Below are 25,865 nucleotides of genomic sequence, written 5' to 3'. Positions count from 1 at the left end.
GGCCGCGCAAGGCGGCCCCGAGATAAAATCAGTCAAAGCGTCCTGGCGCTTACCGCGGCAGAACCGTCGAGCCCATCAGCGCCTCGTCGATGGCGCGGGCCGCCTGACGACCTTCACGGATCGCCCAGACGACCAGCGACTGGCCGCGGCGCACGTCGCCCGCCGTCCAGAACTTGTCGACCGAGGTCTTGTAGTCCTTATCGTTGGCAACGACATTGGTCGAGCCGCGACGGTCCGTGTTGAGAACAAGCTTGCCGTCGAGTTCCTTGAGCACGCTCGTGGTGAACGGGCCGCTGAAGCCGATGGCGATGAAGGCGAGGTCGGCCTTGATGATGAACTCCGTGCCGGCGATCGGCTTGCGGCGCTCGTCGACTTCGCAGCACTTGACGCCGGTCAAGACGCCGTCTTCGCCGATGAACTCGAGCGTCGCCACCTGGAATTCGCGGACAGCGCCTTCGGCCTGGCTGGAGGAGGTGCGCATCTTTGTGGCCCAGAAAGGCCATACCGCGAGCTTGTCTTCCTTTTCCGGCGGCTGCGGGCGGATGTCGAGCTGGGTGACCTTCACGGCCCCCTGGCGGAACGCCGTGCCGACGCAGTCCGATGCGGTATCACCACCGCCGACGACGACGACATGCTTGGCGCCTGCTAGGATCGGATCCGATGCCCAGCCGACGCTGTCGATGTTTTCGCGGCCGACGCGCTTGTTCTGCTGCACGAGGTAAGGCATCGCGTCGTGGACGCCCGAAAGCTCGGTGCCCGGGATGCCGGCCTCGCGCGGGGTTTCCGAACCGCCGCAGTAGAGAACCGCGTCATGATCAGCGATGAGCTGCTCGACCTTCAGGTCGACGCCGACATTGACGCCGTAGTGGAAGGTCACGCCTTCGCCGGACATCTGCTCGACACGACGATCAATGAAGTTCTTCTCCATCTTGAAGTCGGGAATGCCATAGCGCAGCAGGCCGCCGGCCTTGCTCTCGCGCTCGTAGACATGAACCTCGTGACCAGCTCGACCCAGCTGCTGCGCAGCCGCCATGCCGGCAGGGCCGGAGCCGATGATCGCCACCTTCTTGCCGGTGCGAACGGCGGCCGGCTGCGGCCGGATGAAGCCGAGCTCATAGGCCTTGTCGGCGATCGCCTGCTCGACGGTCTTGATGGCGACAGGCGTATCCTCGAGATTCAGCGTGCAGGCTTCCTCGCAGGGCGCGGGGCATACGCGGCCGGTGAACTCGGGGAAGTTGTTGGTCGAATGCAGGTTCTGGATCGCCGCTTCCCAGTTGTTGTTGTAGACGAGGTCGTTCCAGTCGGGGATCTGGTTGTGCACGGGACAACCGGTCGGGCCATGGCAATAGGGGATGCCACAGTCCATGCAGCGCGCGGCCTGTTTCTGCACTTCCGGGTCCGACATCGGGATTGTGAATTCGCGGAAATGCCGGATACGATCCGACGCCGGCTGATACTTGGCTACCTGCCGGTCGATTTCCAGAAACCCTGTTACCTTACCCATGCTGCTGTCTTCCCTTACACTCATGACCGCCTCTTTCGTCAGCGCAGCCAGTTCAATCTATGTCCAACTTCGGCGTCTCAACAGGCCAAGTCTCGTTTTTCCATTCAACGAACGGATTAAACCTTGCGTACAACTCTTCTGCGGCATGCTCTTCTGCCGGGTAGATGGAGATTGTGCCGTCTCGATCCTGAAGGACCGTTACCTCTTCGCCGATCAGAAAGAACTCTTCCGGAATAACCACCATCCGGACGCCGTCCTTCTGAACGACCTTGCTTTGCGAACGCTTCGTAATTGGTCCCATCGGCGCCTCCAACATTGAGTTTCACTCATATCATGAGGCGCCGGTGAGTAACTACTCCGCGGCGATCCCCATCCGGGCCCGCTCCATTTCCTCGAGCGCACGACGGTACTCGACCGGCATGACCTTGCGGAACTTCGGACGATACTCCGCCCAGTTATCCAGGATCTGCTTGGCACGGGTCGATTCCGTGTAGTGCAGATGGTTGGAGATCAGCTGGTAGAGACGTTCCTCGTCATGGCGGGTCATGTCGCCGGAGACGTCGACGCGTCCCTTGTGGGCGATGTCGCCGCCATGATGATGCAGCTTCTCCAGCATGTCGTCCTCTTCCGGAACCGGCTCGAGCTCCACCATCGCCATGTTGCAGCGCTTGGCGAAATCGCCGCTCTCGTCGAGAACATAGGCCACGCCGCCCGACATGCCGGCCGCGAAGTTGCGGCCGGTCTCGCCGAGCACGACCACCACGCCACCCGTCATGTATTCGCAGCCGTGGTCGCCCACGCCTTCGACGATGGCGATGGCGCCGGAGTTGCGCACCGCGAAGCGCTCGCCCGCGACGCCGCGGAAGTAGCACTCTCCCTCGGTCGCGCCGTAGAGCACGGTGTTGCCGACGATGATCGAGTCCTCGGCGACGATGTTCGAGTTCTCAGGCGGGCGCACGATGATCTTGCCGCCCGAAAGCCCCTTGCCGACATAGTCGTTGCCGTCGCCGATCAGCTTGAAGGTCACGCCGCGCGCCAGGAACGCGCCGAACGACTGACCGGCCGTGCCGCGAAGTGTCACGTTGATCGTGTCTTCCTTCAGGCCGCGATGGTTGTAGCGCTTGGCGACTTCGCCCGACAGCATGGCGCCGGCCGAACGGTCGACGTTCTTGATGCCGACTTCGAAGGTGACAGGCGTCTTCGAAGACAGCGCCGGCTCGGCCTCGGCGATCAGCTTGCGGTCAAGAATGTCGTCGATCGGGTGCTTCTGGCGCGTCGTCCAGTAGGTGGCTTCCTTCGGCGCCTCGACCTTGTGGAAGATGCGGCTGAAGTCGAGACCCTTGGACTTCCAATGCGCAAGCATCTCGTCCTTCTCGAGCAGCTCCGAAGCGCCGATGATCTCATCGAACTTGGTGAAGCCAAGCGATGCCAGGATCTCGCGCACCTCGTTGGCGACGAAGAAGAAGTAGTTGATGACATGCTCGGGCGTGCCCTTGAAGCGCTTGCGCAGGACAGGATCCTGCGTGGCGACACCCACCGGGCACGTGTTGAGATGGCACTTGCGCATCATGATGCAGCCGGCGGCGATGACTGGCGCGGTCGCGAAGCCGAACTCGTCGGCGCCGAGCAGCGCCCCGATGATGACGTCGCGGCCGGTCTTCAGGCCACCATCGACCTGCAGCGCGATGCGCGAACGAAGACCGTTCAGCACCAGCGTCTGCTGCGTTTCCGCAAGGCCGATTTCCCACGGAGAACCGGCATGCTTCAGCGAGGTCAGCGGCGACGCGCCGGTACCGCCATCGAAGCCGGAGACAGTGATATGGTCGGCGCGCGCCTTGGCGACGCCGGCGGCAACCGTGCCGACGCCGACTTCCGAGACCAGCTTGACCGAGACATCCGACGTCGGGTTGACGTTCTTCAGGTCGTAGATCAGCTGCGCCAGGTCTTCGATCGAATAGATGTCATGGTGCGGCGGCGGCGAGATCAGGCCGACACCCGGCGTGGAATGCCGGGTCTTGGCAACCGTCGCATCGACTTTGTGACCGGGCAGCTGACCGCCTTCGCCGGGCTTGGCACCCTGCGCCACCTTGATCTGCAGCATATCGGCATTGACCAGATATTCGGTCGTCACGCCGAAACGTCCCGACGCGATCTGCTTGATCGCCGAGCGCTCGGGGTTGGCCGATCCGTCCGGCAGCGGGAAATAGCGATCACTCTCTTCGCCACCCTCACCGGTGTTGGACTTGCCGCCGATCTTGTTCATTGCAATGGCGAGCGTCGTATGCGCCTCGCGGCTGATCGAGCCGAAGGACATCGCGCCCGTCGAGAAGCGCTTGACGATCTCTACCGCCGGCTCGACCTCGTCAAGCGAGACGGGGGTACGGCCGATCTGTTCGGCGGTCTTGATGTTGAACAGACCGCGGATGGTGTTCATCCGCAGCGCAGACGTGTTCACCATCTCGGCGAATTCACGGTAACGATCTTCCGAGTTGCCGCGGACGGCGTGCTGCAGCGTCGCTACGGCATCCGGCGTCCAGGCATGGCTTTCGCCGCGCATACGGTAGGCGTATTCGCCGCCGATATCGAGCGTGGTCGCCAGCAGCGGATCCTTGCCGAAGGCGGAGGTGTGGCGGGCAACGGTCTCTTCGGCGATCGCCTTGAGGTCGACGCCCTCGATCATCGTCGCGGTGCCGAAGAAATACTTGTCGACCAGCTCCTGCTGCAGGCCGATCGCGTCGAAGATCTGGCCGCCGCAATAGGATTGATAGGTCGAGATGCCCATCTTCGACATGACCTTGAGGATGCCCTTACCAACCGCCTTGATGTAGCGGTAGACGACTTCGGAAGCATCGACTTCCTTCGGAAACTCACCGCGCATGTGCATGTCGGTGAGCGTGTCGAATGCGAGATACGGATTGATCGCTTCGGCGCCATAGCCCGCGAGCAGGCAGAAGTGGTGCACTTCGCGCGGTTCGCCGGTCTCGACGACGAGGCCGACGGAGGTGCGCAAACCCTTGCGGATCAGGTGGTGATGCACGGCGGCCGTCGCCAAAAGCGCCGGGATGGCGATACGATCAGGTCCGATCTGGCGGTCCGAGAGCACGATGATGTTGTAGCCGCCCTTGACGGCCGCTTCCGCGCGCTCGCAGAGACGGTCGAGCATGTCGGGCATGCCTTCGGCGCCGCGCTCCACATCATAGGTGAAGTCGAGCGTCTTCGTGTCGAAACGGTCTTCCGTGTGGCCGATCGAGCGGATCTTCTCCAGATCGCCATTGGTAAGGATCGGCTGACGCACCTCCAGGCGCTTGGCGTTGGCCGCACCCTCGTGGTCGAGAATGTTCGGGCGCGGGCCGATGAAGGACACCAGGCTCATGACCAGTTCTTCGCGGATCGGATCGATCGGCGGGTTGGTGACCTGCGCGAAGTTCTGCTTGAAATAGGTGTAGAGCAGCTTCGACTTTTCCGACATTGCCGAGATTGGCGTATCGGTGCCCATCGAACCCACGGCTTCCTGGCCCGTCGTCGCCATCGGCGACATCAGGATCTTGGTGTCCTCGGTGGTGTAGCCGAAAGCCTGCTGGCGGTTGAGCAGCGATACGTCGCGACGCAGCGCGCGCGGCTCCACCGGCTTCAGATCCTCGAGGATAAGCTGCGTGCGGTCGAGCCACTTGCCATACGGATGGCGAGTCGCGAGTTCCGTCTTCAGCTCCTCGTCGGAGACGATCTTGCCCTTCTCCATGTCGATCAGCAGCATCTTGCCCGGCTGCAGACGCCACTTCTTGATGATGTTTTCTTCCGGCACCGGCAGCGTGCCGGCTTCCGACGCGAGGATGACGCGGTCGTCGTCGGTCACGAGATAGCGGGCCGGGCGAAGGCCGTTGCGGTCAAGCGTCGCGCCGATCTGCTTGCCATCGGTGAAACAGACCGCCGCCGGGCCGTCCCACGGCTCCATCAGCGCGGCATGGTATTCGTAGAACGCCTTGCGTTCCTTCGACATCGACTGGTTGCCGGCCCAGGCTTCCGGGATCAGCATCATCATCGCATGCGCCATGGAATAGCCGCCGCGCACGAGGAACTCGAGCGCGTTGTCGAAGCAGGCCGTATCCGACTGTCCCTCGTAGGAGATCGGCCAGAGCTTGGAGATATCCTCGCCGAAGAGCGGAGAAGACACCGACGCCTGGCGCGCCGCCATCCAGTTGACGTTGGAGCGCAGCGTGTTGATTTCGCCGTTGTGGGCGACCATGCGGTAGGGGTGCGCCAGCTTCCAGGACGGGAAGGTGTTGGTCGAGAAGCGCTGGTGCACGAGGGCAACCGCCGACTCGAAACGCGGATCGGACAAGTCCGTGTAATAGGCGCCGACCTGATAGGCCAGGAACATGCCCTTGTAGACGATGGTCGAGGACGACAGCGACACCGGATAGAAGTGGCTCTCCTCGCCGTCGAACTCATCGTAGATGCGGTTCGAGATCACCTTGCGCAGCGTGAACAGGCGGCGTTCGAATTCATCGGTGGTCGCAGCACTTTCGCCCGCGCCGATAAATATCTGACAGTGATGCGGTTCGGTGGCGGCGATATCGGGCGCCTTGGAAAGCGACGAGTTGTCGACGGGTACGTCGCGGAAGCCGAGCAGAACCTGGCCTTCCTCGGCAATGACGTCGTGCATGACCTTCTTGAAATGCTCGATCTGCTTCTCGTCACGCGGCATGAAGATATGGCCGACACCATACTCGCCAGCCTTCGGCAGGGTGATGCCCTGCTTGGCCATTTCCTCGCGGAAGAAGCGATCGGGAATCTGCACGAGAATACCCGCGCCGTCACCCATCAGCGGGTCGGCGCCGACAGCGCCGCGATGCGTCAGGTTCTCGAGAATGAAGAGACCGTCCTTGACGATCTGGTGCGACTTCTGGCCCTTCATATGCGCGACGAAGCCGACGCCGCAGGCGTCATGTTCGTTGCGTGGGTCGTAAAGCCCCTGTTTGGCCGGCAGACCGGTGGCAGGTTTGCGCGTATTGGCCACCGCGCGCATGTCTGCTGCTGCGAACTGGTCAATACCCGTGGATGGCGTGTTCTTCGTCATCGTTTTGCCTCCTGTCAGAGCCCGCTACTGTGCGGGCGGCTCTTCGTCGCACACCGCCCCCGAATCTTAGGGTCGGCGCGTGACAGCGCTGTTGCATTATCGAAGATCCGGTCGCCGGCGGCAGCCTTTCCCCGGGGAAAGCAGCCGTTGCGCTCCGCGCCTGCCATGCGTTCCTCGCGGGGAGCTTCGTCCGCGCTCGGGGAACTATAGCGTGAAACCCAACGAGTGTAAGGTCTTTTGGCGCCTCTTCGGCCTTAGCGGCCAAAATAGGACAGCAACCCTGTCCTAATTCATCGGTTCTATGCCAGAAACGTGACAGGTCCGCAAGGGCCATGGATTAAAAAAACGTCAATTAACGACGGAAGATTGCCAAATTGATCAGCACTGCGACATAAAATTACGCCCGATCGTCCCATATTGTTTCTTGATTGCGGAATTCAATTTCTGTGATGGGTCGCGGCCCAATTGCTTGATCCGGTGAAGCTTTGGATTAAGCTCCCGTCCGAATCCAACCCCCCACCCATTTTTTCCAGGCTTTTTCGATGATTTTCGCTTCCGACAATTGGGCTGGCGCCCACCGTTCCATTGCCGAACGCCTGCTACAGGAATCCGGCGGTTTCGCCGCCGCCTATGGCACCAGCGATCTCGACCGCCGCGTCGAGGCCCGCTTCGCCGAGATTTTCGAGCGCGACGTCGCGGTGTTCTTCGTGGCGACGGGTACGGCCGCGAATTCGCTTTCGCTCGCCAGCGTCCAGCGCCCCGGCGGCATCACCTTCTGCCATTCCGAAGCTCATGTGATTGCCGATGAATGCGGCGCGCCAGATTTCTTCAGCGGCGCCCGATTGGCGCCCGTCGATGGCGAGGCCGGCAAGATCGATCCCGCGAAGCTCGCAAAGGCGGTCGCTGCCTTTCCCGAGAATTCCGTTCACCACGGCCGCGCCACGGCGGTCACCATCACCCAGGCCACCGAGATCGGTACCGTCTATACGCTCGATGAGATCGACGCCATTGCCGCGATCTGCAAGACGAGCAAGCTGCCGCTCCACATGGACGGCGCCCGCTTCGCCAATGCGCTGGTGGCGCTCGGAGCCAGCCCCGCCGAGATGACCTGGAAGCGCGGCGTCGACATCCTCTCCTTCGGCGGCACCAAGAACGGCTGCTGGTGCGCGGAAGCAATCGTCTTCTTCAATCCCGAGCAGGCGAAGGAAATGCCCTTTATCCGCAAGCGCGCGGCCCAGCTTTTCTCCAAGTCCCGTTTCATCGCCGCCCAGTTCGACGCCTATCTGAAGAACGGTCTTTGGCTCGATCTTGCCGGCCACGCCAATGCCATGGCCGACCGCCTGCGAACAGGCATCGGCGCCAGCAAATCCGCCCGCCTTGCCTGGTCGACGACATCGAACGAAGTCTTCGCCATTATAAAGAAGAGCGCCGGCAGGACCGCCGAAGACAAGGGCGCCAAGTTCTACGAATGGCCGATCCCGGCAGCCACGCCCGATCTCGTCGGCGCCGATGAAATCTTGATCCGCCTCGTCACCAGCTTCGCCACCGAAGAGAAGGACGTCGATGGTTTCCTGAGCTGCCTGGCATCGTGACCCTATGAAACGGGATCGGCCCGGCGATCGAGATCACCGGGCCGATCCTTGAGGCGCTGCGCCCCTGCACGCAGCGCGCACTCTCTTTACATGTTGCTCATTTCACCCGTGGTCATCGGCATCATGTTGACGTTCATGTTGTACATGACCCAGATCGTGCCGATGATGGTGATGCCGACGATGATGGCCGTGAACACGAAGGCGAGCAGTGTCCAGCCCTCCTCCGAACGGCTGTCGACATGCAGGAAGCAGACGACGTGGACGACGATCTGCACCATGGCGAGGACGAAGATCGTCACCGTGGTCGCCATCGCGCTCTCAAGCGCTCCCGACATGACCAGCCAGAAGGGGATGACCGTCAGGATGATCGACAGGATCGATCCGGTCCAGAGGCTGCCCTTGCTGCCGTGAGCGGGTTCGGTGTGATGATGTGTGCTCAACGGAGTGCTCCAAACAGGTAGACGACGGTAAAGACGCCGATCCAGATGATGTCGAGGAAGTGCCAGAACATCGACAGGCACATCAGCCGGCGCTTGTTGTCAGCGGTCAGGCCATGCCTGGCGAGCTGCACCAGAAGCGTAACCAGCCAGATCAGGCCGAACAGCACGTGCATGCCGTGCGTTCCGACCAGAGTGAAGAACGCCGACAGGAAAGCGCTGCGCTGCGGCGTGGCGCCCTCGGAGATCAGTGTGGCGAACTCGTAGAGTTCCACGCAGAGGAACGCCGCGCCGAGCAGGCCGGTGACGGCGAGCAGCCGCCACATCGCGGTGGTTCGACCAGCCGCCATGGCCTGCATGCCGATCGAAAGCACGATCGACGATGCCAGCAGGAAGCCGGTGTTGAGCGCCACCAGCGGCAGCTCGAACAGATGCTGCGGCGGAGGCCCACCCGCATAGTTGCGGCTGAGCGTTCCATAGACGGCGAACAGCGAGGCGAAGATCAGCGCGTCGCTCATCAGGTAGATCCAGAAGCCGAGCATCGTGGCCCCGCCACTGTGGTAATGCTCCTCGGCCTCCGGCAGGTGGTAGACGCGCTGGGCGTCCTTGTTGACGAGTTGGATGGTCATGTCAGGCCCTCGCTGCCGGCTGCCGCGCGCGCTTGCCTTCGGTGAGCGCGATCGTATCGGCCGGGATGTAGTAGTCGCGGCTGTAGTTGAAGGTGTGGATGATCGAGACCACGAGGATGCCCGCGGCGCTCAATGCCGCCAGCCACCACATGTACCAGACCATGCCGAAGCCGAGCGTTACGGCGAGTGCCGAAACCACGATGCCGGTCGCGGTGTTGCGCGGCATGTGAACCGGTCGGAAGCCTTCCGTCGGATGCTTGTAGCCATGCTGTTTCATGTCGTGCCAGGCGTCGAGTTCGTGGACGACGGGCGTGATCGCGAAGTTGTAGGCAGGCGGAGGCGAGGTCGTCGACCACTCCAGCGTACGACCATCCCAGGGATCGCCGGTGACATCGCGCAGCTTGTTGCGCTTCACGATGCCCATGACGATCGCCATGACGAAGCCGAGCACGCCGATGAGGATGATGACGGCGCCGATCAGCGCGATGACGAAGTAGGGCTGCAGCGTCGGATCATCGAAGTGGTTGACGCGACGTGTGGTGCCCATCAGGCCGACGATGTAGATCGGCGTCCAGGCGACCCAGTAGCCGATGACCCAGCCCCAGAAGGCGACCTTGCCCCAGAACTCGTCCATCTTGAAGCCGAAGGCCTTCGGGAACCAGTAGGCCATGCCGGCGAACAGGCCGAACACGACGCCGCCGATGATGGTATTATGGAAGTGAGCCACCAGGAACAGCGAGTTGTGCAGCACGAAGTCGGCCGCCGGCACGGCAAGCAGAACGCCGGTCATGCCGCCGACCACGAAGGTCAGCATGAAGGCGACGACCCACATCATCGGCAGTTCGAAGCGGATCTCGCCGCGGAACATCGTGAACAGCCAGTTGAACACCTTGGCGCCCGTGGGAATGGCGATCACCATCGTGGCGATCCCGAAGAAGGCGTTGACGCTCGCACCCGATCCCATGGTGAAATAGTGGTGCAGCCAGACGAGGTAGGAGAGGATGGTGATGACCACGGTCGCGTAAACCATCGACGAGTAGCCGAACAGACGCTTGCCGGTGAAGGTCGAGGTAATCTCCGAATAGATGCCGAAGGCCGGCAGGACGAGCACGTAGACCTCCGGGTGACCCCACATCCACACCATGTTCCAGTAGAGCATGGCATTGCCGCCGAGATCGTTGATAAAGAAGGCAGTGCCGGCGTAGCGGTCGAGAAGCAGCAGGAAGAAGGCCGCCGTCAGCGCCGGGAAGATGGCGATTGCGAGAACGTTGCTGCAGAGCGCCGTCCAGGCGAAGACCGGCATCTTCATAAGGCTCATGCCGGGCGCGCGCATCTTGACGACTGTCGCCACCATGTTGACGGCCGATAGCGTCGTGCCGATGCCGGCGATCTCCAGCGACCACAGATAGTAGTCGACCCCGCTGTCAGGGCTGAAATCCAGCTCCGCCAGGGGCGCGTAGGACAGCCAGCCGGTGCGGGCGAATTCGCCGACGAAGAGCGAGATCATCACCAGCACCGCACCCGCCACCGTCAGCCAGAAGCTGAGGTTGTTCAAGTAGGGGAAGGCGACGTCACGCGCGCCGATCTGCAGCGGCATGACGAAGTTGACGATGCCGACGACCAGCGGGATCGCCACGAAGAAGATCATGATCGTCCCGTGGGCGGTGAAGATCTGGTCGTAGTGGCTCGAATGCAGGAAGCCCTCGTTGCCACCGAAGGCGACGGCCTGCTGCAGGCGCATCATCACGGCATCCGAGAAGCCGCGCAGCAGCATGATGATGCCGAGGACGATGTACATGATGCCGATCTTCTTGTGATCGACGGTCGTGAACCACTCTTTCCAGAGGTAGCCCCAGAGCCTGAAGTAGCTGAGCGCGGCGACAACGATCAGTCCGAGTGCCGCGACCGCGATGAAGGTGCCGACCAGGATCGGCTCGTGGATCGGCAGCGAATCGAGCGTCAGCCGCCCGAACACTGTCGTGAGAAAACTATGGTCTTGCATGGTTGCCCTGCTGTTCAGGCGCGGTGGGCGCGCCGGTGTTGGTGTGATCGTGAGCGGCCGGGGTTTCGGGAGCGGCGTTCTCGGCCATGGACGGCATGCTCTCGCTCATCGTCATGGATGCGTGGTTCATCGCCGGTGGCGCGAACATGCCGCCATTGTCGCTATCGAGCGCGCGGTCCTTGCGCATGATGTCGGCGATGCATTCGGTGCCGGCAACGACGCAGCGGTTGACGACCCTGTCGAACAGGCCCTTATCCACCGCAGAGAAGTGCATGACCGGCACCTTTTCGCTCGGCTGGTCGAGCGCAACGTAGCGATCCCTCGACAGTGCCTCGCCCGCAGCCTTTACCCCCGCGGCCCACTGGTCGAAGCCCGCCTGATCGAGGCCGTGCATCTGGAAACGCATGTCCGAATAACCGCGGCCGGTGTAGTTGCCCGAGTATCCCCAGCTGTCGCCCGGCTCATTGAGCACGGCATGCAGCATCGATTTCATGCCCGGCATCGCATAGATCATGCCAGCCAGCGTCGGGATCGAGAGCGTGTTGAACTGGCTTGTCGAGGTAATGGAGAAACGCACGGGGACATCGACCGGGAGTGCCAACTCGTTGACGGTCGCGATGCCTTGTTCGGGATAGATGAAGAGCCATTTCCAATCCATCGCCACGACCTGGATGTCGAGCGACTTGTGATCCCTGGCGAGCGGCTTGCCGGCCGAAACCCGGTCCAGCGGCCGGAACGGATCGAGCGTATGCGAGGTGATCCAGGTGACCACGCCCAGCGAGGCGATGATCAGCAGCGGGATGGACCACACTACCAGCTCGATCTTCGTCGAATGGGTGAAATTCGGATCGTACCTGCCGGGCGCTCGGCCCTTTCTGTATCTGAGCGCGAAGACCACGATCAAGGTCAGCACCGGAATGACGACGATGAGCATCATGCCGAGTGCGACAAGAATGAGATTACGCTCCTGAAGAGCGATGTCCCCGGTGGGGTTCATCACCACCATGTTGCAGCCGCTCAGGAGAGCGAGTGCAAGTGGCGCGACGAACCAGCGAAAGTATCGATTTGTGAATGTTTTCTGGCGCATGGCCGGAAACTATGTCGCCGCCCGCACGGCAGCTTTGACATAGATCAAATACCCCGCCGCGAGGCTACGGATTTGGCTGCGACATTTTGGGATGCAGCCGATCGAAAAATGCCTTCAGAGCGGCTGACTGCGACGCATGTGGCAAACGCGCTGTCCGGCCTTGGATGCAGCCGGCCAGCGCGTTCGCTTTCTCTTTCAATTCTGATGTAACATGACGGCTGACGGCGGTGCGCCGCTATCCGTCGTCTTCGCATCGTGGCCAGCCACGACGATGAGCATCACGCAGGCAACCAGCCCGGAAACGAAGAGTGCTCCATATATCATCGGTCCGTTCTCCCTGTAGCCCCGAACGTCGACCATGAGCCGGTGCTAAAACTAGGCCCGCGGAGTAACCAGAAGCCTAAGCGACAGGGTTGAGAGACACTTAAAATTCTACGGAACGGATTAACCATCCGCTGTCGCGTCCAGGTATTGGTCTCAATTCGACCTGAGGCTCCTCACCTTGGAAAGGATATCGTCAGACAGCGCCTGTACCAGCGCCTGATCGGCCCCTTTGCGCGGCACCAGCACGAACTCGACATCTTCAAGGACGGGCAGCCTGCCCTTGCCGATCTCCTTCAGCCCTGACGGCGCCATGCTGCGCGGCTGAACGAGCACGCCCATGCCGGCGCGCGCCGCTGCCGTCAGACCGCTGAGGCTGCCGCAGGTGCAGACGATCCGCCACGAAATCTGTTGCCGACCGAGCGCCTCCAGCGCGATGCTGCGGGTGACGCTCGGCGGCGGGAAGGCGATGAGCGGCAGCGGCGCGGTATTCAGCACGTGCTCCGGATCGCGCGCCAGCCACACCAGCGGCTCGCGATAGACCAGTTGCCCGCGCGCATCGCCCAGCCGCCGCTTGGCGAGCACGAGATCGATCTCGGCATTGTCCTGCATTTCATAAAGAGCGCCGGAGAGCGCCACCGTCAGCTCCAGATCGACGGATGGATGCGAGCGCACGAAATCCTCCAGCACGGCAGGCAGCTGGCTGGTGACGAAGTCCTCGGAGACACCGAGCCTCAGCTTGCCGCGCAGGCTACGCCCGCCAAACAGCGATTGCACCTGTCCTTCGATCGAAAGCATGGCACGCGCATGCGACAACAGCGCCTCGCCATCCGTCGTCAGCACCACCTTGTGCGTATCGCGGGCAAGAAGCCGACGGCCGACCGAGGTCTCCAGTCGCTGGATATGCTGGCTGACGGTCGATTGCCCGAGCCCGAGCCGCTCCGCCGCCAGCGTGAAGCTGCCCATCTGCTCGACGGCCACGAAGCTGCGCAATTGCGTAAGGTCAAGCATGGTCATCCCATTTCACGATAACTGTTATTCCTTGCATCCTGTATCATAATGGAAGAAACAGGATTCATCCATCAAAAGCCGAACAGCCGAGTATAGTCGCATGCGCCGCTTCCTGCCCGATACCTTCACGATCCTTCTGGTCTGCACGGTTATCCTTGCATCGATCCTGCCGGCCAGCGGCACCTTCGCCGGTTACTTCGGTACGGCGACCACCATCGCGATCGCGCTGCTCTTTTTCCTGCATGGCGCGCGCCTGTCGCGCGACGTGGTGATCGCGGGCCTGCTGCACTGGCGGCTGCACCTCGTCATCCTGCTCACCACCTTCGGCATCTTCCCGCTGCTCGGCATGGCCCTGGGCCTTGTGCCGGAATCGATCCTGCCGCACCCGCTCTATCTCGGCATTCTCTTCCTCTGCGTGCTGCCCTCGACGGTGCAGTCGTCGATCGCCTTCACCTCGATGGCCGGCGGCAACGTGCCGGCCGCGATCTGCTCGGCTTCGGCGTCCAACATCTTCGGCATGTTCCTGACCCCGCTTCTCGTCGGCCTGCTCTTCTCCGTCGGCGGCCATGGCGGCTTCTCCTGGAATGCGCTGCTGCAGATCTTCACGCAGCTGCTGCTGCCCTTCATCGTCGGCCAGGCGCTGCAGCCCTGGATCGGTGACTGGATCCGCGCCAAGAAGAAAATCCTGATGCCAGTCGATCGCGGCTCGATCCTCATGGTCGTCTACCTCGCCTTCTCGACCGCCGTCGTCGAGGGCCTGTGGCACACCTTCTCGCTGTCCGACATCGCCGTCGTCATCATCGCCGATATCGTGCTGCTGGCACTCGTCCTCTTCGCCACCACCTTCGGCAGCCGCCTCATGGGCTTCAACGAGGCCGACCAGATCACCATCACCTTCTGCGGCTCGAAGAAGAGCCTGGCGAGCGGCGTCCCCATGGCAAACGTCATCTTCGCCGGCCAGGCGATCGGCGCCATCGTCCTTCCACTGATGCTCTTCCACCAGATCCAGCTGATGGTCTGCGCCGTCATCGCCCAGAAATACGCCGCCGCCCACCACCGCCGCGCTACCGCCGCCGAAGTCGAGGAAGCCGCCAACCCGGCGTGATGAAACAAGGCATAGCGGCCCAAATTCGCCGCTATGCCGCGCAACTCAACATATGTACCGCTTATCTGTTGACACGGATTCGTCCGGGTGAATTATACGCTCATGAGCGATGAAAACCTGATCGGCATGGGGGTTTACACACCTGCGGAAGCGGGAAGATTGCTGCGTGTCGCTCCGGCGAAGATATCGCGCTGGCTTCGTGGACATTATATCAAGAACAAGTTCTATCCGCCGCTTTGGACATCCGAGGTTTCGCTCGGTGATGACCGGATATTCCTGAGCTTCCGGGATATGATGGAAATCCGCGTCGCCGACGCTTTTATAAAGCGCGGCGTTTCCTCGATCCGGGTACGCGCGGCAATCGCCGTGGCTCGCGAAGTCATTGGTCAGGATCATCCGTTGTCGACAAACCGTTTCCGGACGGACGGGCGGGAGATTTTTCTCCATATCATCAGCGAGGACGAAGACGGCGAGAAGCGCGAGCAACTGCTCAACCTGTTCCGCAAGCAGTTCGAGTTCAACGAGATTCTTGATCCCCTCCTGAAGACGGTCGATTTCAGCGAGAGCGGCAATCCGCTTGTCTGGTGGCCGGGCGGAAGGCGATTGAACGTCATGGTCGATCCGAAACGCTCTTTCGGCCAGCCGATAGACGCGCAGTCGAGTGTCCCGACAGCAATCCTGGCGGCCGCAGTATGGCAGGACGGCGATGTGAAAGCTGTCGCCCGCGCTTACGATGTACCTGAAATATCGGTCAAACACGCCGTCGAATTCGAAACAATGATGGAACAACGGCTGGCTGCGTGAACGTCTTCTTCGACAACTGCACGTCCCCCGTTTTCGCCAGCAATGGATTCATCGCTCACGAAGGGCACCAAGCCGTCCACATACGAGACTTGGGTGCACTGCCGAACGGTCGCCACTCGGCGGATGTCGAGTGGATCGACTTCCTTCGAAAATCAAATGACGAGTGGATATTCTTTTCCGGAGACGGCCGAATTCTGAGGAACCCTGCCGAAAGAGCTGCCCTGCGCTCGGCGGGCCTGCACGGCTTCATCCTTGCTCCGGCCTACCAGAAGACACCCATTCATCAAGTCGCATCCCTCCTGGTATTGCGATGGCCCGAGGTCGTGCAGATCGTAAAGCTGCTTCAGCCGCCGTCCATGCATGAAATCCCGATCAATAGGCACGCAAAGCTGAGATCGCTCTCCTTCTGACAACAAAAAAGCGGCGCCCCATCGGGACGCCGCTTCGTTGCCATATCCTGGGAGGGATTGGTTAGTTGGTGACCTGAGCCTCGATGGCCTTAGGCGCGCTCACCGGCTCGGCGGCGATCGCGATCTTGCGGGGCTTCATGGCCTCGGGAATGCTGCGAAGAAGGTCGATGTGAAGCAGACCGTTCTTCAGCGAAGCAGCCGTCACCTCGACATGGTCGGCGAGCTGGAAGCGACGCTCGAAGGTGCGTTTGGCGATGCCGCGATAGAGGAATTCGCTGTTATCCGCATTGTCTTCCTTCTTCTCACCCTTGACGGCGAGAGCATGGGCCTGCGCTTCGATCGAGATTTCGGTTTCGTCGAAACCCGCGACGGCCATGGTGATGCGGTAGGTGTTTTCACCGGTGCGCTCGATATTGTAGGGCGGATAGGTCTGGCCCTGGTCGGGCTGGCCAAGGCTGTCGAGCATGGTGAAGAGGCGGTCGAAACCGACCGTGGAGCGATAGAGGGGGGTAAAGTCTACGTGACGCATGATGTCCTCCTGAGGAAGCGACTGTTAGCGATAGTTGCCCCTGAAACCCCTTGATCGGCAGCTTCGGGACGGTTCCGCGGACCCGTTCTGGCGTCCGCTACCATGAGATGGGGATGGATTTTTGCGACTTCAAGGGTCTTTTCTAAAGCCCGCGCCTGCATGCGTGAACCCCGCATGAACGGCCGGTTCGGCATGCATTCAGGCGAACGGCGATAGAGATACGGGCATCGGGTTTACACTGGCCTGATGGCTGGAGAGTATCGTCCCTTCGTCTTCAGCCCGATCTCCGGCCGGCATCGCGACATCCCTCGATCTCGCATGTCGGCCTCTTTTTTTGATCTCTTCGATTATGGGCTGAGCTGCGCCAGAAGCGCCGCCGACAGCGCCTGCTGCTGGCCCGGCAAGCCGCGCCGGCGGGCGGCCTCCTCCAGCGCTCTCGTTGCATATTCGTAGATGCGGTAGCGCGCCGGGTTCTGGTCGACCCCGGCATTGGTGGGATTGGGCCCGAACACCACCTGCTGACAGCGCGGCAGCGAGGTCGAAGTGAAGCTACGACAGGAAAGCGGACGGACCTCATAGACCGAACAGCCACCCTCGTCGTTGAGCAGCGGACAGGGTGCGCGCACCGCCTGCGGATCCTCCGCATCCCGGAACCGCGCGACCGCTTCCTCAAGCCGCACGATCAACGCTTCCCGTTCCTCGCCGCTGAAGGCCGTATCGATATGCTCCGCCATCGCCTCGGCGACACCGGGCGGAATGGCGACGATCAGGTGACAGCAGGCGCTGCAGCCCTTGGCGCAGGCAAAGCGCGGCTGGCCGACGAAGTTGGTGCGGAAACCCTCGACCGCGGTATCGGCCATCTCCATGGTGAAGCGGGCGGCCTCCGCCATGCTGGCGGCGTCGTCGAGCGTCTCGACCAGCACACCGTAGAAGCTCGAGAAGATCGCCTCGTAGCGCTGCGATACCTGCCGGGTCAGTTCGCCGACCTCGGAGATCTGATCCACAACACGCTTCTTCGCCAGTTCCTGGTCCATCGCTCTACCGAACATTTCGATCCGCCGTCCGCCGACCGCAACGTCTCTTCTTATCGCGATTCGCGGCGGCCCCGGTGGCGACGTGTCGCCCATGCACAGCAATCGTGCGCCATGTTGCGGGCAGCATGCCACGCGTTCATGATATGGTTGTTTCCTGTCGCCAATCTGGAATGCCCCATGCGCATCTTTCTCGTTCGCCACGGCGAATCCCTCGGCAATATCGACGAGCGCGCCTATGGCCAGTTCGGCGACCACAACGTTCCGCTGACACAATGGGGCCACCGCCAGGCCATCCAGGCCGGTGAGGCTATCGCCGCCCATATTGCCGGGCTGACTGGCCCCGACCTCGGCAAGCTGCGCATCTGGTACTCGCCATTCCTGCGGACACGCCAGACCAGGGACGCGCTTCTCACCGTTCTTCCACCTGATCGGATCGGCCACGCCAGCGAGGATTATCTGCTGCGCGAGCAGGACTTCGGCCTCTTCACCGAGATCTACGACCGCGCCGAGCAGAAACAGAAATTTCCCGACGAGTTCGAGAAGTGGGCGCGCCTGCGCAGCAACAGCGGCAAGTTCTACGCCCGGCCGCCGGATGGCGAAAGCCGCGCGGATGTTGCGCAACGGGTACGGCTCTTCCTGCAGACGATGATGCACGATGTCAGCAACGGCAACGACAATGTCGTGATCGTCGGCCACGGCGTCACCAACCGCGCCTTCGAGATGAATTTCCTTCAGCATCCGGTCGAATGGTTCGAGCGCTCCGACAATCCCGGCAATGCCGATATTACCCTTATCGAGGGCAGCCATGCGCACGGCTACACCTCGACCCTGCTGCACCAGGCCGCCGACCGGCAAAACGGAGAGGAGGAACTGCGCGACGCCTATGGCGCCGAGATGATGATCGCGCCGAAACCCGGTCTCTGATAAGACCCGGACGATGACCCTCGCCCCCGCATCTGCATTGCCCCTTCCGAACCACACCTGCGGCACCTGCACCCTGTGCTGCCGGCTGCCCGAAATCCAGGAATTCGATAAGCCGGCCAACGCGTGGTGCGAAAACTGCGCGGAAGGCCAGGGCTGCGCGATCTATGACGAGAGGCCGCAACTCTGTCGCGACTTCCTCTGCCAGTGGATGATCGACGACACTCTCGGCCCGGAGTGGGAGCCATCGATATCCAACATGATGGTCTATCGGCAGGGTCCGCAAATCACCGTCCTGGTCGATCCCGATTACCCCGCGACATGGCGGCGGGAACCCTATCTCACCGAGCTTCGCCGTTGGGCCGCCGAATCAGCGCGCGATGGCGGCTATGTCATCGTCTTCTCCGGTGACGATGTCACCAAAATCGGCCCCCCGGCCGAAGCGAATCATGGCTGAACGACCGCGAAAAGACCTTCGAAACATGTCGAACCGTCACATTTTTTGTATAGCAAATGCCGAGAAACCGGGCACTTCGCGCCAGCGAATTAGCCGCCTGATGGTTTTTGAGCGCTATGCGTTTGAAAATATTTCAAATGTCGGGTAATTTGTTCACTCTTGATGGGTTAAGGGCTGCACTAATCAAATAGGAGGCACCTGGCGTTGAGGGCGCAAAAAACGTGGGGGATATCCCTTTCAGGGATTCTGTTCGTCGGTTTGGCGGCTACCGGATGCACAAGTGCGTCCACATCATCGTTGGAAACGGTGAGTCATTCGACCAAGCCGATCGGCACGAAAAAGGTCAGCTATAGCTACACCTCAGAAGATCGCTCCTGCCTGAAGCGGGCGATGTATTTCGAATCTCAGCATTCCGATCACCAGGGCTACATGGCCGTAGGCACGGTGGTGATGAACCGCCTGACATCTGGCGCCTACCCGCCCACGATCTGCGGCATCGTCGCGCAGGAAAAGCAGTTCGCTCCCGGCGTGATGACACGGGAAGTGAAGGACGTTGCCGAGCCGGATCTCAACGCCGCCGCCGACGCAATCCTCGTCAAGGGCGACCGCAATCCCGACGTGAAGGAAGCCATGTTCTTCCACACGGACGGCTTGAAATTCCCTTACAACAACATGCACTATACGGCAGTTGCCGGCGGAAACGCCTTCTACGAGAAGCGCGGCGCGGATGGCGAACTGCAGACCCCGGCGCCGCTGCCGGCCTACGAAGTGGCGATGAACTACGTCGGCGTGCAGCAGCCGTCGCCGACCCAGTTCGGCATTCTCATTCCTGAGGCGGTTCCCGTTCCCACGCAGCCGTCGATGCCCGCGGCCGCCATCGTTCCCGATGTCGCAACCGATACCTTCCCTGAGGTGGAACTGCCACAGGTTCCCACCATGGTGGTCGTTCCGACCCCTCGCCCTGATGAAGTCGATAGCGCCTCGCTGCGCGGCGGTTTCTATCAGGTCGGCGGCTGATACCAGGCAAACCGATGCAAATCCGGCGGCGGCCTTTCAGGGCCGCCTTGCCGTATCACGGCCGCTCGCGCCGCCGCTTTTTTCTTTGATTTGACACCATGATCCCCTATCCCTTCTACTGATTTGCCAATCGGCCCGAGGGAACGATCGACCCGCCATGGAACAGGTTCTTTTTTCGACACCGGACAACCCGATCCCGGAGAACCGCACCGAAGGTTTCTTCGAGACTCATGACGGGCTGCAACTGCGATATGCGGTGTTTCGGTCCAGCGCGCCGGTCGCCAAGGGAACGGTCGTGCTGCTGCACGGCCGCAACGAATATATCGAGAAGTATTTCGAGACGATCCGCGACCTGACGGAAAAAGGGCTGTGGGTAGCGACTTTCGATCTGCGCGGCCAAGGCGGCTCGCATCGCATGCTGAAGAAGGCTCATCTCGGCCATGTCAGGCGCTTTGTCGATTACGAGCACGACCTCGACACTTTCCTCGAAAAGATCGTATTGCCGGATACACGTCTGCCCTTCTATCTGCTGGCGCATTCGACCGGCGCGCTGATCGCGCTTTCGGCAGCACCCTATCTCTCGACCCGCATCGAACGCATGGTGCTGACGGCGCCTTTCATAGGCCTTTCGGGCCAGTCCGCCTCCGAGGGAACGATCCGCCGTCTGGCGACCGTTGCCTGCTCGCTCGGTCTCGGCTCGTTGCCGCTCAGCCGCAAGATGAAGCAATCCGCTTTCCGGGACAATCCGCTGACCTCGGACGAGGTCCGCTTCGAGCGCAACGCCGCCATCTCCGAGGCCTATCCGGACCTGATGCTCGGCATGCCCACGGCGCGGTGGCTGGTCGAATCGTTCCGCGCGATCGATCGCGCGACGTCTCCCAACCATCTCTTCTCGATTACCATCCCGACGGTCGTGATCGCCCCCACGCGCGATGCGATCGTGCCCTATATCGCGCAGGAGCGCCTGTCGCGTTACTTCCGCGCGGCCCAGTTCGTGCCGATCAACGGCTCGCGCCACGAGGTTCTGCAGGAGCGCGACGTCTACCGGAAGGCAGCGCTTGCCGCCTTCCATGCCTTCATTCCGGGAAGCGATGCCGAAGCGGTCGAGGAAGTCGAGGGCTTCGGCACCTGATCGCTGCTAAGCCGCGGTCGAGAAACGCGCCGACGTTGTCCCTGAGGCATCGTCAACCTTGAACTGACCAATCAGTTCGAACAGTCCCTGAGCTTCCGAGGCAAGGCGACGGCTGGCCGATGCGGTCTGCTCGACCATGGCGGCGTTTCTCTGCGTATCCTGATCCATCGACATCACGGCGATATTGATCTGGTTGAGGCTCGACGACTGCTCCTTGGCCGCCTCGACGATCCCCGACACGTTCTCGCGAACCTGCAGTACCTGAACGGCGATCGCCTCGAGCGCGGATCCCGTCTTGTCGACCAGCACCACGCCGTCCTTTACGAAGCGCTCGGAGTCCTGGATCAACGTCTTGATTTCCTTGGCGGCGCTGGCCGAGCGCTGGGCAAGCTCGCGAACCTCATGCGCCACCACGGCAAAACCCTTGCCCGCTTCACCGGCGCGTGCGGCTTCCACACCGGCGTTCAGCGCCAGCAGGTTCGTCTGGAAGGCGATCTCGTCGATCACGCCGACAATGCCGGCGATGCGCGCCGAAGACGCCTCGATCTTCGACATCGCATCGACCGTCTGCCGAACGACGCTCGCAGATTCCTGCGCGCTTCGCGTCGTTTCCTCGACCAGATTTCCGGCCTCCGTCGCCCGGCGCGCGGAATCGGTTACCGTCGTGGAAATCTCCGTAACAGCTGCGGCGGTTTCCTCGACGGAAGCGGCCTGCGTTTCGGTGCGTCGGGCAAGATCGTCGGATGCGAGTTGAATTTCACGGGAGCCGGATGCGATGAGCGTGGCGTTCTGCCGGATGGCATGCATGGCCGAACGCAAGCGACCGATGGAGGCATTGTAGTCGGTGCGCAGCTTTTCAAGCGCCGGGATAAACGGCTGCTCGATGGTCGAATGGAGGTCACCCGCGGCCATCGCCTGCAGGCCATCACCGAGTTCGTTGACGGCGCGCACGCGCTCGGTGACATCGGTCGCGAACTTCACGACCTTGAAGACCTTGCCGCTCATGTCGAAGATCGGGTTGTAGGACGCCTGGATAAATACCTTCCGGCCGCCCTTGCCGATGCGCATGAATTCGTCGGCGGCGAAGTTTCCTTCCGACAGGTTCTTCCAGAAGTCCTTGTAGCCCTGCGTCGCGACATAGGCGGGATCGCAGAACATCGAATGATGGCGGCCTCGAATCTCCTCCGCCGTGTAGCCCACCGTCGCCAGAAAATTGCTGTTTGCGTTCAGGATGTGTCCGTCGGGCGTGAACTCGATCGTTGCCTGCGCCCGCGACAGGGCGTCGAGCTTGCCGGAATCCTCGGCGCTCTTCAGCTTGATGTCGGTGATGACAGTCGCAAGCTTGATGACCTTATAGGGCACGCCGCCGCGCATGACGGGATTGTAGGACGCCTCGATCCAGACCTCGCGCCCGCCCTTGCCGATACGCTTATACTGACGGCGGTCGAACTCGCCGCGAGCAAGCCGCTCCCAGAATAGCCGGTATCCATCGCCCTGTACCTCCAAGGGATCGACGAACATGCGATGATGCTGGCCGACGATCTCTGAAATGTCATAGCCGAGCGCCTGACAGAAGTTATCATTGGCTCGCAGGATCTTGCCGGTCAGATCGAACTCGATGACGGCCTGGGAACGATTGACGGATTCGAGGACAGCCTTGGCATCGGCGCCGCTCGTCAGAGGGAAAAGAGACATGATCAAAGTGCCTTCAGTAAGAATAGCTTCTCAGACGAAATAATTTCCCTCAAATCGATTGCAGCGAAATATTGCATCTCTCTTAAGCTTCAGGGGAAATGCCGTGCAAAAACGCGATTGGTATGATTATTTCGCCTGAAGGCACAACTTTCAAAAATATAAATTCAGCGAATAAATCACAGATTGCATGACGCCTTACTGAAAGGCGCGTGCGATTGCTTGCAGCAATGTCGGTATTTATTCAAAAATGACTATGTGTAGGTGCGCTCTACTGTCGACGCAGAATGGCAACCGCCTGCTCATAAACCGCAGGGCTGCCGGCCGCGATGATCGAACCGCCGTTCTCCGGCCTGCCGCCATCCCAGGTCGTGATGATCCCGCCGGCCCGCTCGATGACGGGAATAATCCCGCCGACGTCGTAGGGCTTGAGGCTGTTCTCGACCACCAGGTCGACATGACCGGCCGCCAGCAGCGCATAGGCATAGCAATCCGTCCCGTAGCGGAAGAGGCGCACCTGGCTTTCGATCTCGCGGTACCGCTCCATCTCCGTTCCGGCGAAGAGATGCGGCGAAGTGGTGAACATGATAGCGTTCGAAAGCGCCCCGCAATCGCGCACCTGCAAGCGACGCTCGCCTTCCGGACCGGCATAGAATGAGGCCGTCTCGTCGGCGAAGTACCGCTCGCCGGTAAAGGGCTGCTCGATCATGCCCATGATCGCCCGGCCGTTCTTGTAGAGGCCGATCAGCGTTCCCCAGACGGGCACGCCGGAAATGAATGCGCGCGTCCCGTCGATCGGATCGACCACCCAGACATATTCGCGATCGAGACCGATGCTTCCATGCTCCTCGCCAAGAATGCCATGATCGGGAAAATGCGCCTCGATCAGCTTGCGAATGGCCACCTCGGCCGCCTGGTCGCCTTCCGTCACCGGATCGAACCCGCTCGACAGCTTGTTGGCGACATCGAGCCCGGAGCGGAAACGCGGCAATGTCTCGGCCTTTGCGGCTTCCGCAAGCAGATTGAAGAAGGAACGGTCAGGAAGCATGGAGAGGGTCCGATCGGCTGGCTGCAATGGCGTTTTTCATAGCGGAAATGCGGCTTGATGCAAACGCGGCAAGCAACCCCTCTGGCCGTTGCCCATAAATTTTGCACTGCAATAAAATGATTGACAATTGTGCAACGCGATAGTAGCGTCACATTACAGTCTTCTGACTGTAAATACCCTCCTTGGGTGTTTCCTCCCTAGACTTGGACCGCCGCGAGGCGGTCTTTTTTTTGGAGTGACTTCAGGGGCTTATTCGGCCGCGAGCGCCGTATCGGTCGCGAACTGCGCGACATAGACCGCCATCTGCCGCATGAAGGATGAGATCGCCGCCGCCACCAGCGGGAAATCGGCGCGCTTCTGAAGCGTCACCTCGTCCACATAGATCGCACGGTTGACCTCGATCTGCAGCGCGTGAAGCCCGCGTGACGGGCGTCCGTAATGCTCGGTGATGAAGCCGCCGGCGTAAGGCTTGTTGCGGATCGCCGTGAAACCCATTTCCTCGAATAGCCCGACCGCCGTTCGCGACAGCTCCGCCGAAGCGCTGGTCCCGTAACGATCGCCAATGATGAAGTCCGGTCGCGCATTGCTCCCGGCGACACGAATGCTGCCCGGCATGGAATGGCAGTCGATCAGCACACCAAAGCCGAATTGCACATGCGTACGCGCGATCAGGCGCCTCAGCGCAGCGTGATAGGGCTTATAGACATTCTCGATGCGGTCCAGCCCCTCTTCCACGCGCAGGCGGCGCGCATAGATTTCCATGTTCTCGGCGACGATTCGCGGGATGGTGCCAAGACCACCTGCCACGCGCAGCGAGTTGATATTGACATAGGGGGGCAGGATGCCGTCGAACATCCGGGGATCGAGCTCGTAGGGCTCGCGGTTCACATCGAGATAGGCGCGCGGGAAATTGGCGACGAGAAACGGTGCGCCGAGCGCGGTCGCGTCGGAAAACAGCTCGTCGACGTAATGGTCCTCCGAACGCCGGATGGAAATGCCTTCCAGCCGCGACTGCGCGATGAACTCGGGCGGATAGATGCGGCCGCTATGCGGGGAGTTGTAAACGAAGGGAATGGCATGCGAGGCAGGCTCCCGGATCTCGAAAAGCGCGTATTCGGGGATTTCCTGCACCTTCTTCCCTCTTTTATCAGCCAAGAGGCCACTGTGTCGCGCATGTTGCCAGTTGCCGGGCGCCAAGTCCATACTATCTCATGGGGATGAAGTGCCGCACAGGCTCTTCATCGGTTGTTTACCCGAGGAAACCTAGTGTAGATGGCTAAAGCCCACATATAATTCCCACTGATCAGCGGTCTGGATAATGACTCAAAAGATACTTCTCGCCGAAGACGACAACGATATGCGTCGCTTCCTGGTAAAGGCGCTCGAAAAGGCGGGCTACAAGGTCCTCTCCTACGACAACGGTGCCAGCGCCTATGACCGACTTCGCGAGGAGCCTTTTTCCCTTCTGCTGACTGATATCGTCATGCCCGAGATGGACGGCATCGAGCTGGCGCGCCGCGCCACCGAACTCGATCCCGACCTCAAGGTCATGTTCATCACCGGCTTCGCCGCCGTTGCATTGAATCCTGATTCGAAGGCACCGAAGGATGCCAAGGTTCTTTCCAAGCCTTTCCACCTCCGCGACCTTGTGGATGAAGTGAACAAAATGCTTGCCGCATAGGGGTTCGAGCGGCGCGTGTCACAAATCCGAAAAAGGCTATTGACGGCCAAATGGGTTTGTGGTCTATGCGCCGACATCGGATGGGCGTGTAGCTCAGCGGGAGAGCACTACGTTGACATCGTAGGGGTCACAGGTTCAATCCCTGTCACGCCCACCATCCGATCTCCTTGATTTGAAATGATATTTTCCGCGATGCGCCGGAGTGACGCGGAAGCCGCCACGCAATTGCGCAACGAAGCGTCCGCCCCAATTCCCCTTGTTTCGGCTACCTGTCGCAAGTCATCTTCGATGCGTGGGAAAGAGCCTCGGACACCTGTGGAAAACACCGGCCCTGGCAGGCCCAGACGCAACCTTTCCGACCGATCCGCGATAACC

General features: G+C 61.2%; 23 protein-coding genes and 1 tRNA gene. 10 read left to right on the top strand and 14 right to left on the bottom strand.

Features of this window, described 5'->3' with window-relative positions; genetic code table 11:
* Positions 1-49: 49 nt before the first annotated feature.
* The 3 genes from QTL95_RS07950 to gltB are packed head-to-tail and all read right to left on the bottom strand — an operon-like array spanning position 50 to position 6,581.
* The gene (locus QTL95_RS07950; protein WP_289719589.1) at positions 50-1,504 is read right to left on the bottom strand and encodes a glutamate synthase subunit beta; all 1,455 of its coding nucleotides are present in this window, start codon (positions 1,502-1,504) and stop codon (positions 50-52) included.
* Between the two features lie 52 nt (positions 1,505-1,556).
* Entirely contained in the window at positions 1,557-1,805 is a 249-nt protein-coding gene (locus tag QTL95_RS07945; RefSeq protein WP_162698456.1) for a hypothetical protein, read from the bottom strand.
* A 51-nt stretch (positions 1,806-1,856) separates the two neighbouring features.
* On the bottom strand, positions 1,857-6,581 hold the full coding sequence (gltB, locus tag QTL95_RS07940) for a glutamate synthase large subunit (RefSeq protein ID WP_289719446.1): 4,725 nt from the start codon (positions 6,579-6,581) through the stop codon (positions 1,857-1,859).
* Between the two features lie 542 nt (positions 6,582-7,123).
* Here gltB and QTL95_RS07935 point away from each other — a divergent pair.
* Entirely contained in the window at positions 7,124-8,173 is a 1,050-nt protein-coding gene (locus QTL95_RS07935) for a threonine aldolase family protein (protein WP_289719445.1), read from the top strand.
* Between the two features lie 86 nt (positions 8,174-8,259).
* Here the strand turns inward: QTL95_RS07935 and cyoD are convergent, their stop codons facing one another.
* The 6 genes from cyoD to QTL95_RS07905 form a co-directional block, all read right to left on the bottom strand.
* Positions 8,260-8,613: a cytochrome o ubiquinol oxidase subunit IV gene (gene cyoD, locus QTL95_RS07930; RefSeq protein WP_289719444.1), complete on the bottom strand. Its 354-nt coding sequence runs from the start codon at positions 8,611-8,613 to the stop codon at positions 8,260-8,262.
* Positions 8,610-9,239 (bottom strand): cytochrome o ubiquinol oxidase subunit III, encoded by a 630-nt coding sequence (gene cyoC / locus QTL95_RS07925; RefSeq protein WP_289719443.1) that lies wholly within the window; start codon positions 9,237-9,239, stop codon positions 8,610-8,612. The genes cyoD and cyoC overlap by 4 nt, the downstream gene beginning before the upstream one ends.
* A 1-nt stretch (position 9,240) precedes the next feature.
* Entirely contained in the window at positions 9,241-11,241 is a 2,001-nt protein-coding gene (gene cyoB, locus QTL95_RS07920) for a cytochrome o ubiquinol oxidase subunit I (RefSeq protein ID WP_289719442.1), read from the bottom strand.
* Positions 11,228-12,328 (bottom strand): ubiquinol oxidase subunit II, encoded by a 1,101-nt coding sequence (gene cyoA / locus QTL95_RS07915; protein ID WP_289719441.1) that lies wholly within the window; start codon positions 12,326-12,328, stop codon positions 11,228-11,230. Before cyoA ends, cyoB begins: the two co-directional genes overlap by 14 nt.
* A gap of 195 nt (positions 12,329-12,523) precedes the next feature.
* The gene (locus QTL95_RS07910) at positions 12,524-12,652 is read right to left on the bottom strand and encodes a hypothetical protein (protein ID WP_289719440.1); all 129 of its coding nucleotides are present in this window, start codon (positions 12,650-12,652) and stop codon (positions 12,524-12,526) included.
* Between the two features lie 153 nt (positions 12,653-12,805).
* On the bottom strand, positions 12,806-13,660 hold the full coding sequence (locus tag QTL95_RS07905; RefSeq protein ID WP_289719588.1) for a LysR substrate-binding domain-containing protein: 855 nt from the start codon (positions 13,658-13,660) through the stop codon (positions 12,806-12,808).
* A gap of 100 nt (positions 13,661-13,760) precedes the next feature.
* Between QTL95_RS07905 and QTL95_RS07900 the strand changes: the two genes are divergently transcribed.
* The 3 genes from QTL95_RS07900 to QTL95_RS07890 all read left to right on the top strand — a co-directional run bounded on the left by QTL95_RS07900 (position 13,761) and on the right by QTL95_RS07890 (position 15,979).
* A complete protein-coding gene (locus tag QTL95_RS07900; RefSeq protein WP_289719439.1) occupies positions 13,761-14,765 on the top strand; it encodes a bile acid:sodium symporter family protein in 1,005 nt (334 codons plus the stop codon).
* A 102-nt stretch (positions 14,766-14,867) separates the two neighbouring features.
* A complete protein-coding gene (locus QTL95_RS07895; RefSeq protein WP_289719438.1) occupies positions 14,868-15,569 on the top strand; it encodes a hypothetical protein in 702 nt (233 codons plus the stop codon).
* Positions 15,566-15,979 (top strand): hypothetical protein, encoded by a 414-nt coding sequence (locus tag QTL95_RS07890; protein WP_289719437.1) that lies wholly within the window; start codon positions 15,566-15,568, stop codon positions 15,977-15,979. The genes QTL95_RS07895 and QTL95_RS07890 overlap by 4 nt, the downstream gene beginning before the upstream one ends.
* Positions 15,980-16,040: 61 nt before the next feature.
* On the opposite strand, the gene QTL95_RS07885 is transcribed toward QTL95_RS07890, so the two are convergent.
* Positions 16,041-16,508, bottom strand: a complete 468-nt coding sequence (locus tag QTL95_RS07885) for an Hsp20 family protein (protein ID WP_037182891.1) — start codon at positions 16,506-16,508, stop codon at positions 16,041-16,043.
* A gap of 347 nt (positions 16,509-16,855) precedes the next feature.
* Positions 16,856-17,557 (bottom strand): YkgJ family cysteine cluster protein, encoded by a 702-nt coding sequence (locus tag QTL95_RS07880; RefSeq protein WP_289719436.1) that lies wholly within the window; start codon positions 17,555-17,557, stop codon positions 16,856-16,858.
* Between the two features lie 162 nt (positions 17,558-17,719).
* Here QTL95_RS07880 and QTL95_RS07875 point away from each other — a divergent pair, with 162 nt between their 5' ends.
* The 4 genes from QTL95_RS07875 to QTL95_RS07860 all read left to right on the top strand — a co-directional run bounded on the left by QTL95_RS07875 (position 17,720) and on the right by QTL95_RS07860 (position 21,069).
* On the top strand, positions 17,720-18,466 hold the full coding sequence (locus QTL95_RS07875; protein ID WP_289719435.1) for a histidine phosphatase family protein: 747 nt from the start codon (positions 17,720-17,722) through the stop codon (positions 18,464-18,466).
* 13 nt (positions 18,467-18,479) lie between these two features.
* A complete protein-coding gene (locus QTL95_RS07870) occupies positions 18,480-18,920 on the top strand; it encodes a hypothetical protein (protein ID WP_289719434.1) in 441 nt (146 codons plus the stop codon).
* A gap of 204 nt (positions 18,921-19,124) precedes the next feature.
* Positions 19,125-19,937, top strand: coding sequence for a cell wall hydrolase (locus tag QTL95_RS07865; RefSeq protein ID WP_289719433.1), 813 nt, complete (start codon positions 19,125-19,127; stop codon positions 19,935-19,937).
* Positions 19,938-20,094: 157 nt separating this feature from the next.
* Entirely contained in the window at positions 20,095-21,069 is a 975-nt protein-coding gene (locus QTL95_RS07860; protein ID WP_289719432.1) for an alpha/beta fold hydrolase, read from the top strand.
* 6 nt (positions 21,070-21,075) lie between these two features.
* On the opposite strand, the gene QTL95_RS07855 is transcribed toward QTL95_RS07860, so the two are convergent.
* The 3 genes from QTL95_RS07855 to QTL95_RS07845 all read right to left on the bottom strand — a co-directional run bounded on the left by QTL95_RS07855 (position 21,076) and on the right by QTL95_RS07845 (position 24,940).
* On the bottom strand, positions 21,076-22,764 hold the full coding sequence (locus tag QTL95_RS07855) for a methyl-accepting chemotaxis protein (protein ID WP_289719431.1): 1,689 nt from the start codon (positions 22,762-22,764) through the stop codon (positions 21,076-21,078).
* Between the two features lie 268 nt (positions 22,765-23,032).
* Positions 23,033-23,809 carry a histidinol-phosphatase gene (gene hisN / locus QTL95_RS07850; protein WP_289719430.1) on the bottom strand — a complete coding sequence of 259 codons (777 nt, stop codon included), beginning with the start codon at positions 23,807-23,809 and terminating at the stop codon, positions 23,033-23,035.
* Between the two features lie 249 nt (positions 23,810-24,058).
* Positions 24,059-24,940: an N-formylglutamate amidohydrolase gene (locus tag QTL95_RS07845; RefSeq protein WP_289719587.1), complete on the bottom strand. Its 882-nt coding sequence runs from the start codon at positions 24,938-24,940 to the stop codon at positions 24,059-24,061.
* 187 nt (positions 24,941-25,127) lie between these two features.
* Here QTL95_RS07845 and cpdR1 point away from each other — a divergent pair, with 187 nt between their 5' ends.
* The gene (gene cpdR1, locus QTL95_RS07840) at positions 25,128-25,490 is read left to right on the top strand and encodes a response regulator CpdR1 (protein ID WP_003542883.1); all 363 of its coding nucleotides are present in this window, start codon (positions 25,128-25,130) and stop codon (positions 25,488-25,490) included.
* A gap of 82 nt (positions 25,491-25,572) precedes the next feature.
* Positions 25,573-25,647, top strand: a tRNA-Val gene (locus QTL95_RS07835).
* The last annotated feature ends 218 nt before the right edge of the window (positions 25,648-25,865 follow it).

Source organism: Rhizobium sp. S152 (assembly GCF_030380735.1).
GTDB lineage: Bacteria > Pseudomonadota > Alphaproteobacteria > Rhizobiales > Rhizobiaceae > Rhizobium.
This window is presented reverse-complemented; position numbering and strand designations above follow the sequence as displayed.

Bases quoted from the DNA above. Each gene is read 5' to 3' on its own strand.
- cyoC (WP_289719443.1), bottom strand. From the start codon at position 9,239: ATGACCATCCAACTCGTCAACAAGGACGCCCAGCGCGTCTACCACCTG.
- QTL95_RS07910 (WP_289719440.1), bottom strand. From the start codon at position 12,652: ATGATATATGGAGCACTCTTCGTTTCCGGGCTGGTTGCCTGCGTGATG.
- QTL95_RS07905 (WP_289719588.1), bottom strand. From the start codon at position 13,660: ATGCTTGACCTTACGCAATTGCGCAGCTTCGTGGCCGTCGAGCAGATG.
- QTL95_RS07895 (WP_289719438.1), top strand. From the start codon at position 14,868: ATGAGCGATGAAAACCTGATCGGCATGGGGGTTTACACACCTGCGGAA.
- QTL95_RS07855 (WP_289719431.1), bottom strand. From the start codon at position 22,764: ATGTCTCTTTTCCCTCTGACGAGCGGCGCCGATGCCAAGGCTGTCCTC.
- QTL95_RS07860 (WP_289719432.1), top strand. From the start codon at position 20,095: ATGGAACAGGTTCTTTTTTCGACACCGGACAACCCGATCCCGGAGAAC.
- cyoB (WP_289719442.1), bottom strand. From the start codon at position 11,241: ATGCAAGACCATAGTTTTCTCACGACAGTGTTCGGGCGGCTGACGCTC.
- QTL95_RS07935 (WP_289719445.1), top strand. From the start codon at position 7,124: ATGATTTTCGCTTCCGACAATTGGGCTGGCGCCCACCGTTCCATTGCC.
- hisN (WP_289719430.1), bottom strand. From the start codon at position 23,809: ATGCTTCCTGACCGTTCCTTCTTCAATCTGCTTGCGGAAGCCGCAAAG.
- QTL95_RS07875 (WP_289719435.1), top strand. From the start codon at position 17,720: ATGCGCATCTTTCTCGTTCGCCACGGCGAATCCCTCGGCAATATCGAC.
- QTL95_RS07945 (WP_162698456.1), bottom strand. From the start codon at position 1,805: ATGGGACCAATTACGAAGCGTTCGCAAAGCAAGGTCGTTCAGAAGGAC.
- cpdR1 (WP_003542883.1), top strand. From the start codon at position 25,128: ATGACTCAAAAGATACTTCTCGCCGAAGACGACAACGATATGCGTCGC.
- QTL95_RS07885 (WP_037182891.1), bottom strand. From the start codon at position 16,508: ATGCGTCACGTAGACTTTACCCCCCTCTATCGCTCCACGGTCGGTTTC.
- QTL95_RS07900 (WP_289719439.1), top strand. From the start codon at position 13,761: ATGCGCCGCTTCCTGCCCGATACCTTCACGATCCTTCTGGTCTGCACG.
- cyoA (WP_289719441.1), bottom strand. From the start codon at position 12,328: ATGCGCCAGAAAACATTCACAAATCGATACTTTCGCTGGTTCGTCGCG.
- QTL95_RS07870 (WP_289719434.1), top strand. From the start codon at position 18,480: ATGACCCTCGCCCCCGCATCTGCATTGCCCCTTCCGAACCACACCTGC.
- QTL95_RS07880 (WP_289719436.1), bottom strand. From the start codon at position 17,557: ATGTTCGGTAGAGCGATGGACCAGGAACTGGCGAAGAAGCGTGTTGTG.
- QTL95_RS07950 (WP_289719589.1), bottom strand. From the start codon at position 1,504: ATGGGTAAGGTAACAGGGTTTCTGGAAATCGACCGGCAGGTAGCCAAG.
- gltB (WP_289719446.1), bottom strand. From the start codon at position 6,581: ATGACGAAGAACACGCCATCCACGGGTATTGACCAGTTCGCAGCAGCA.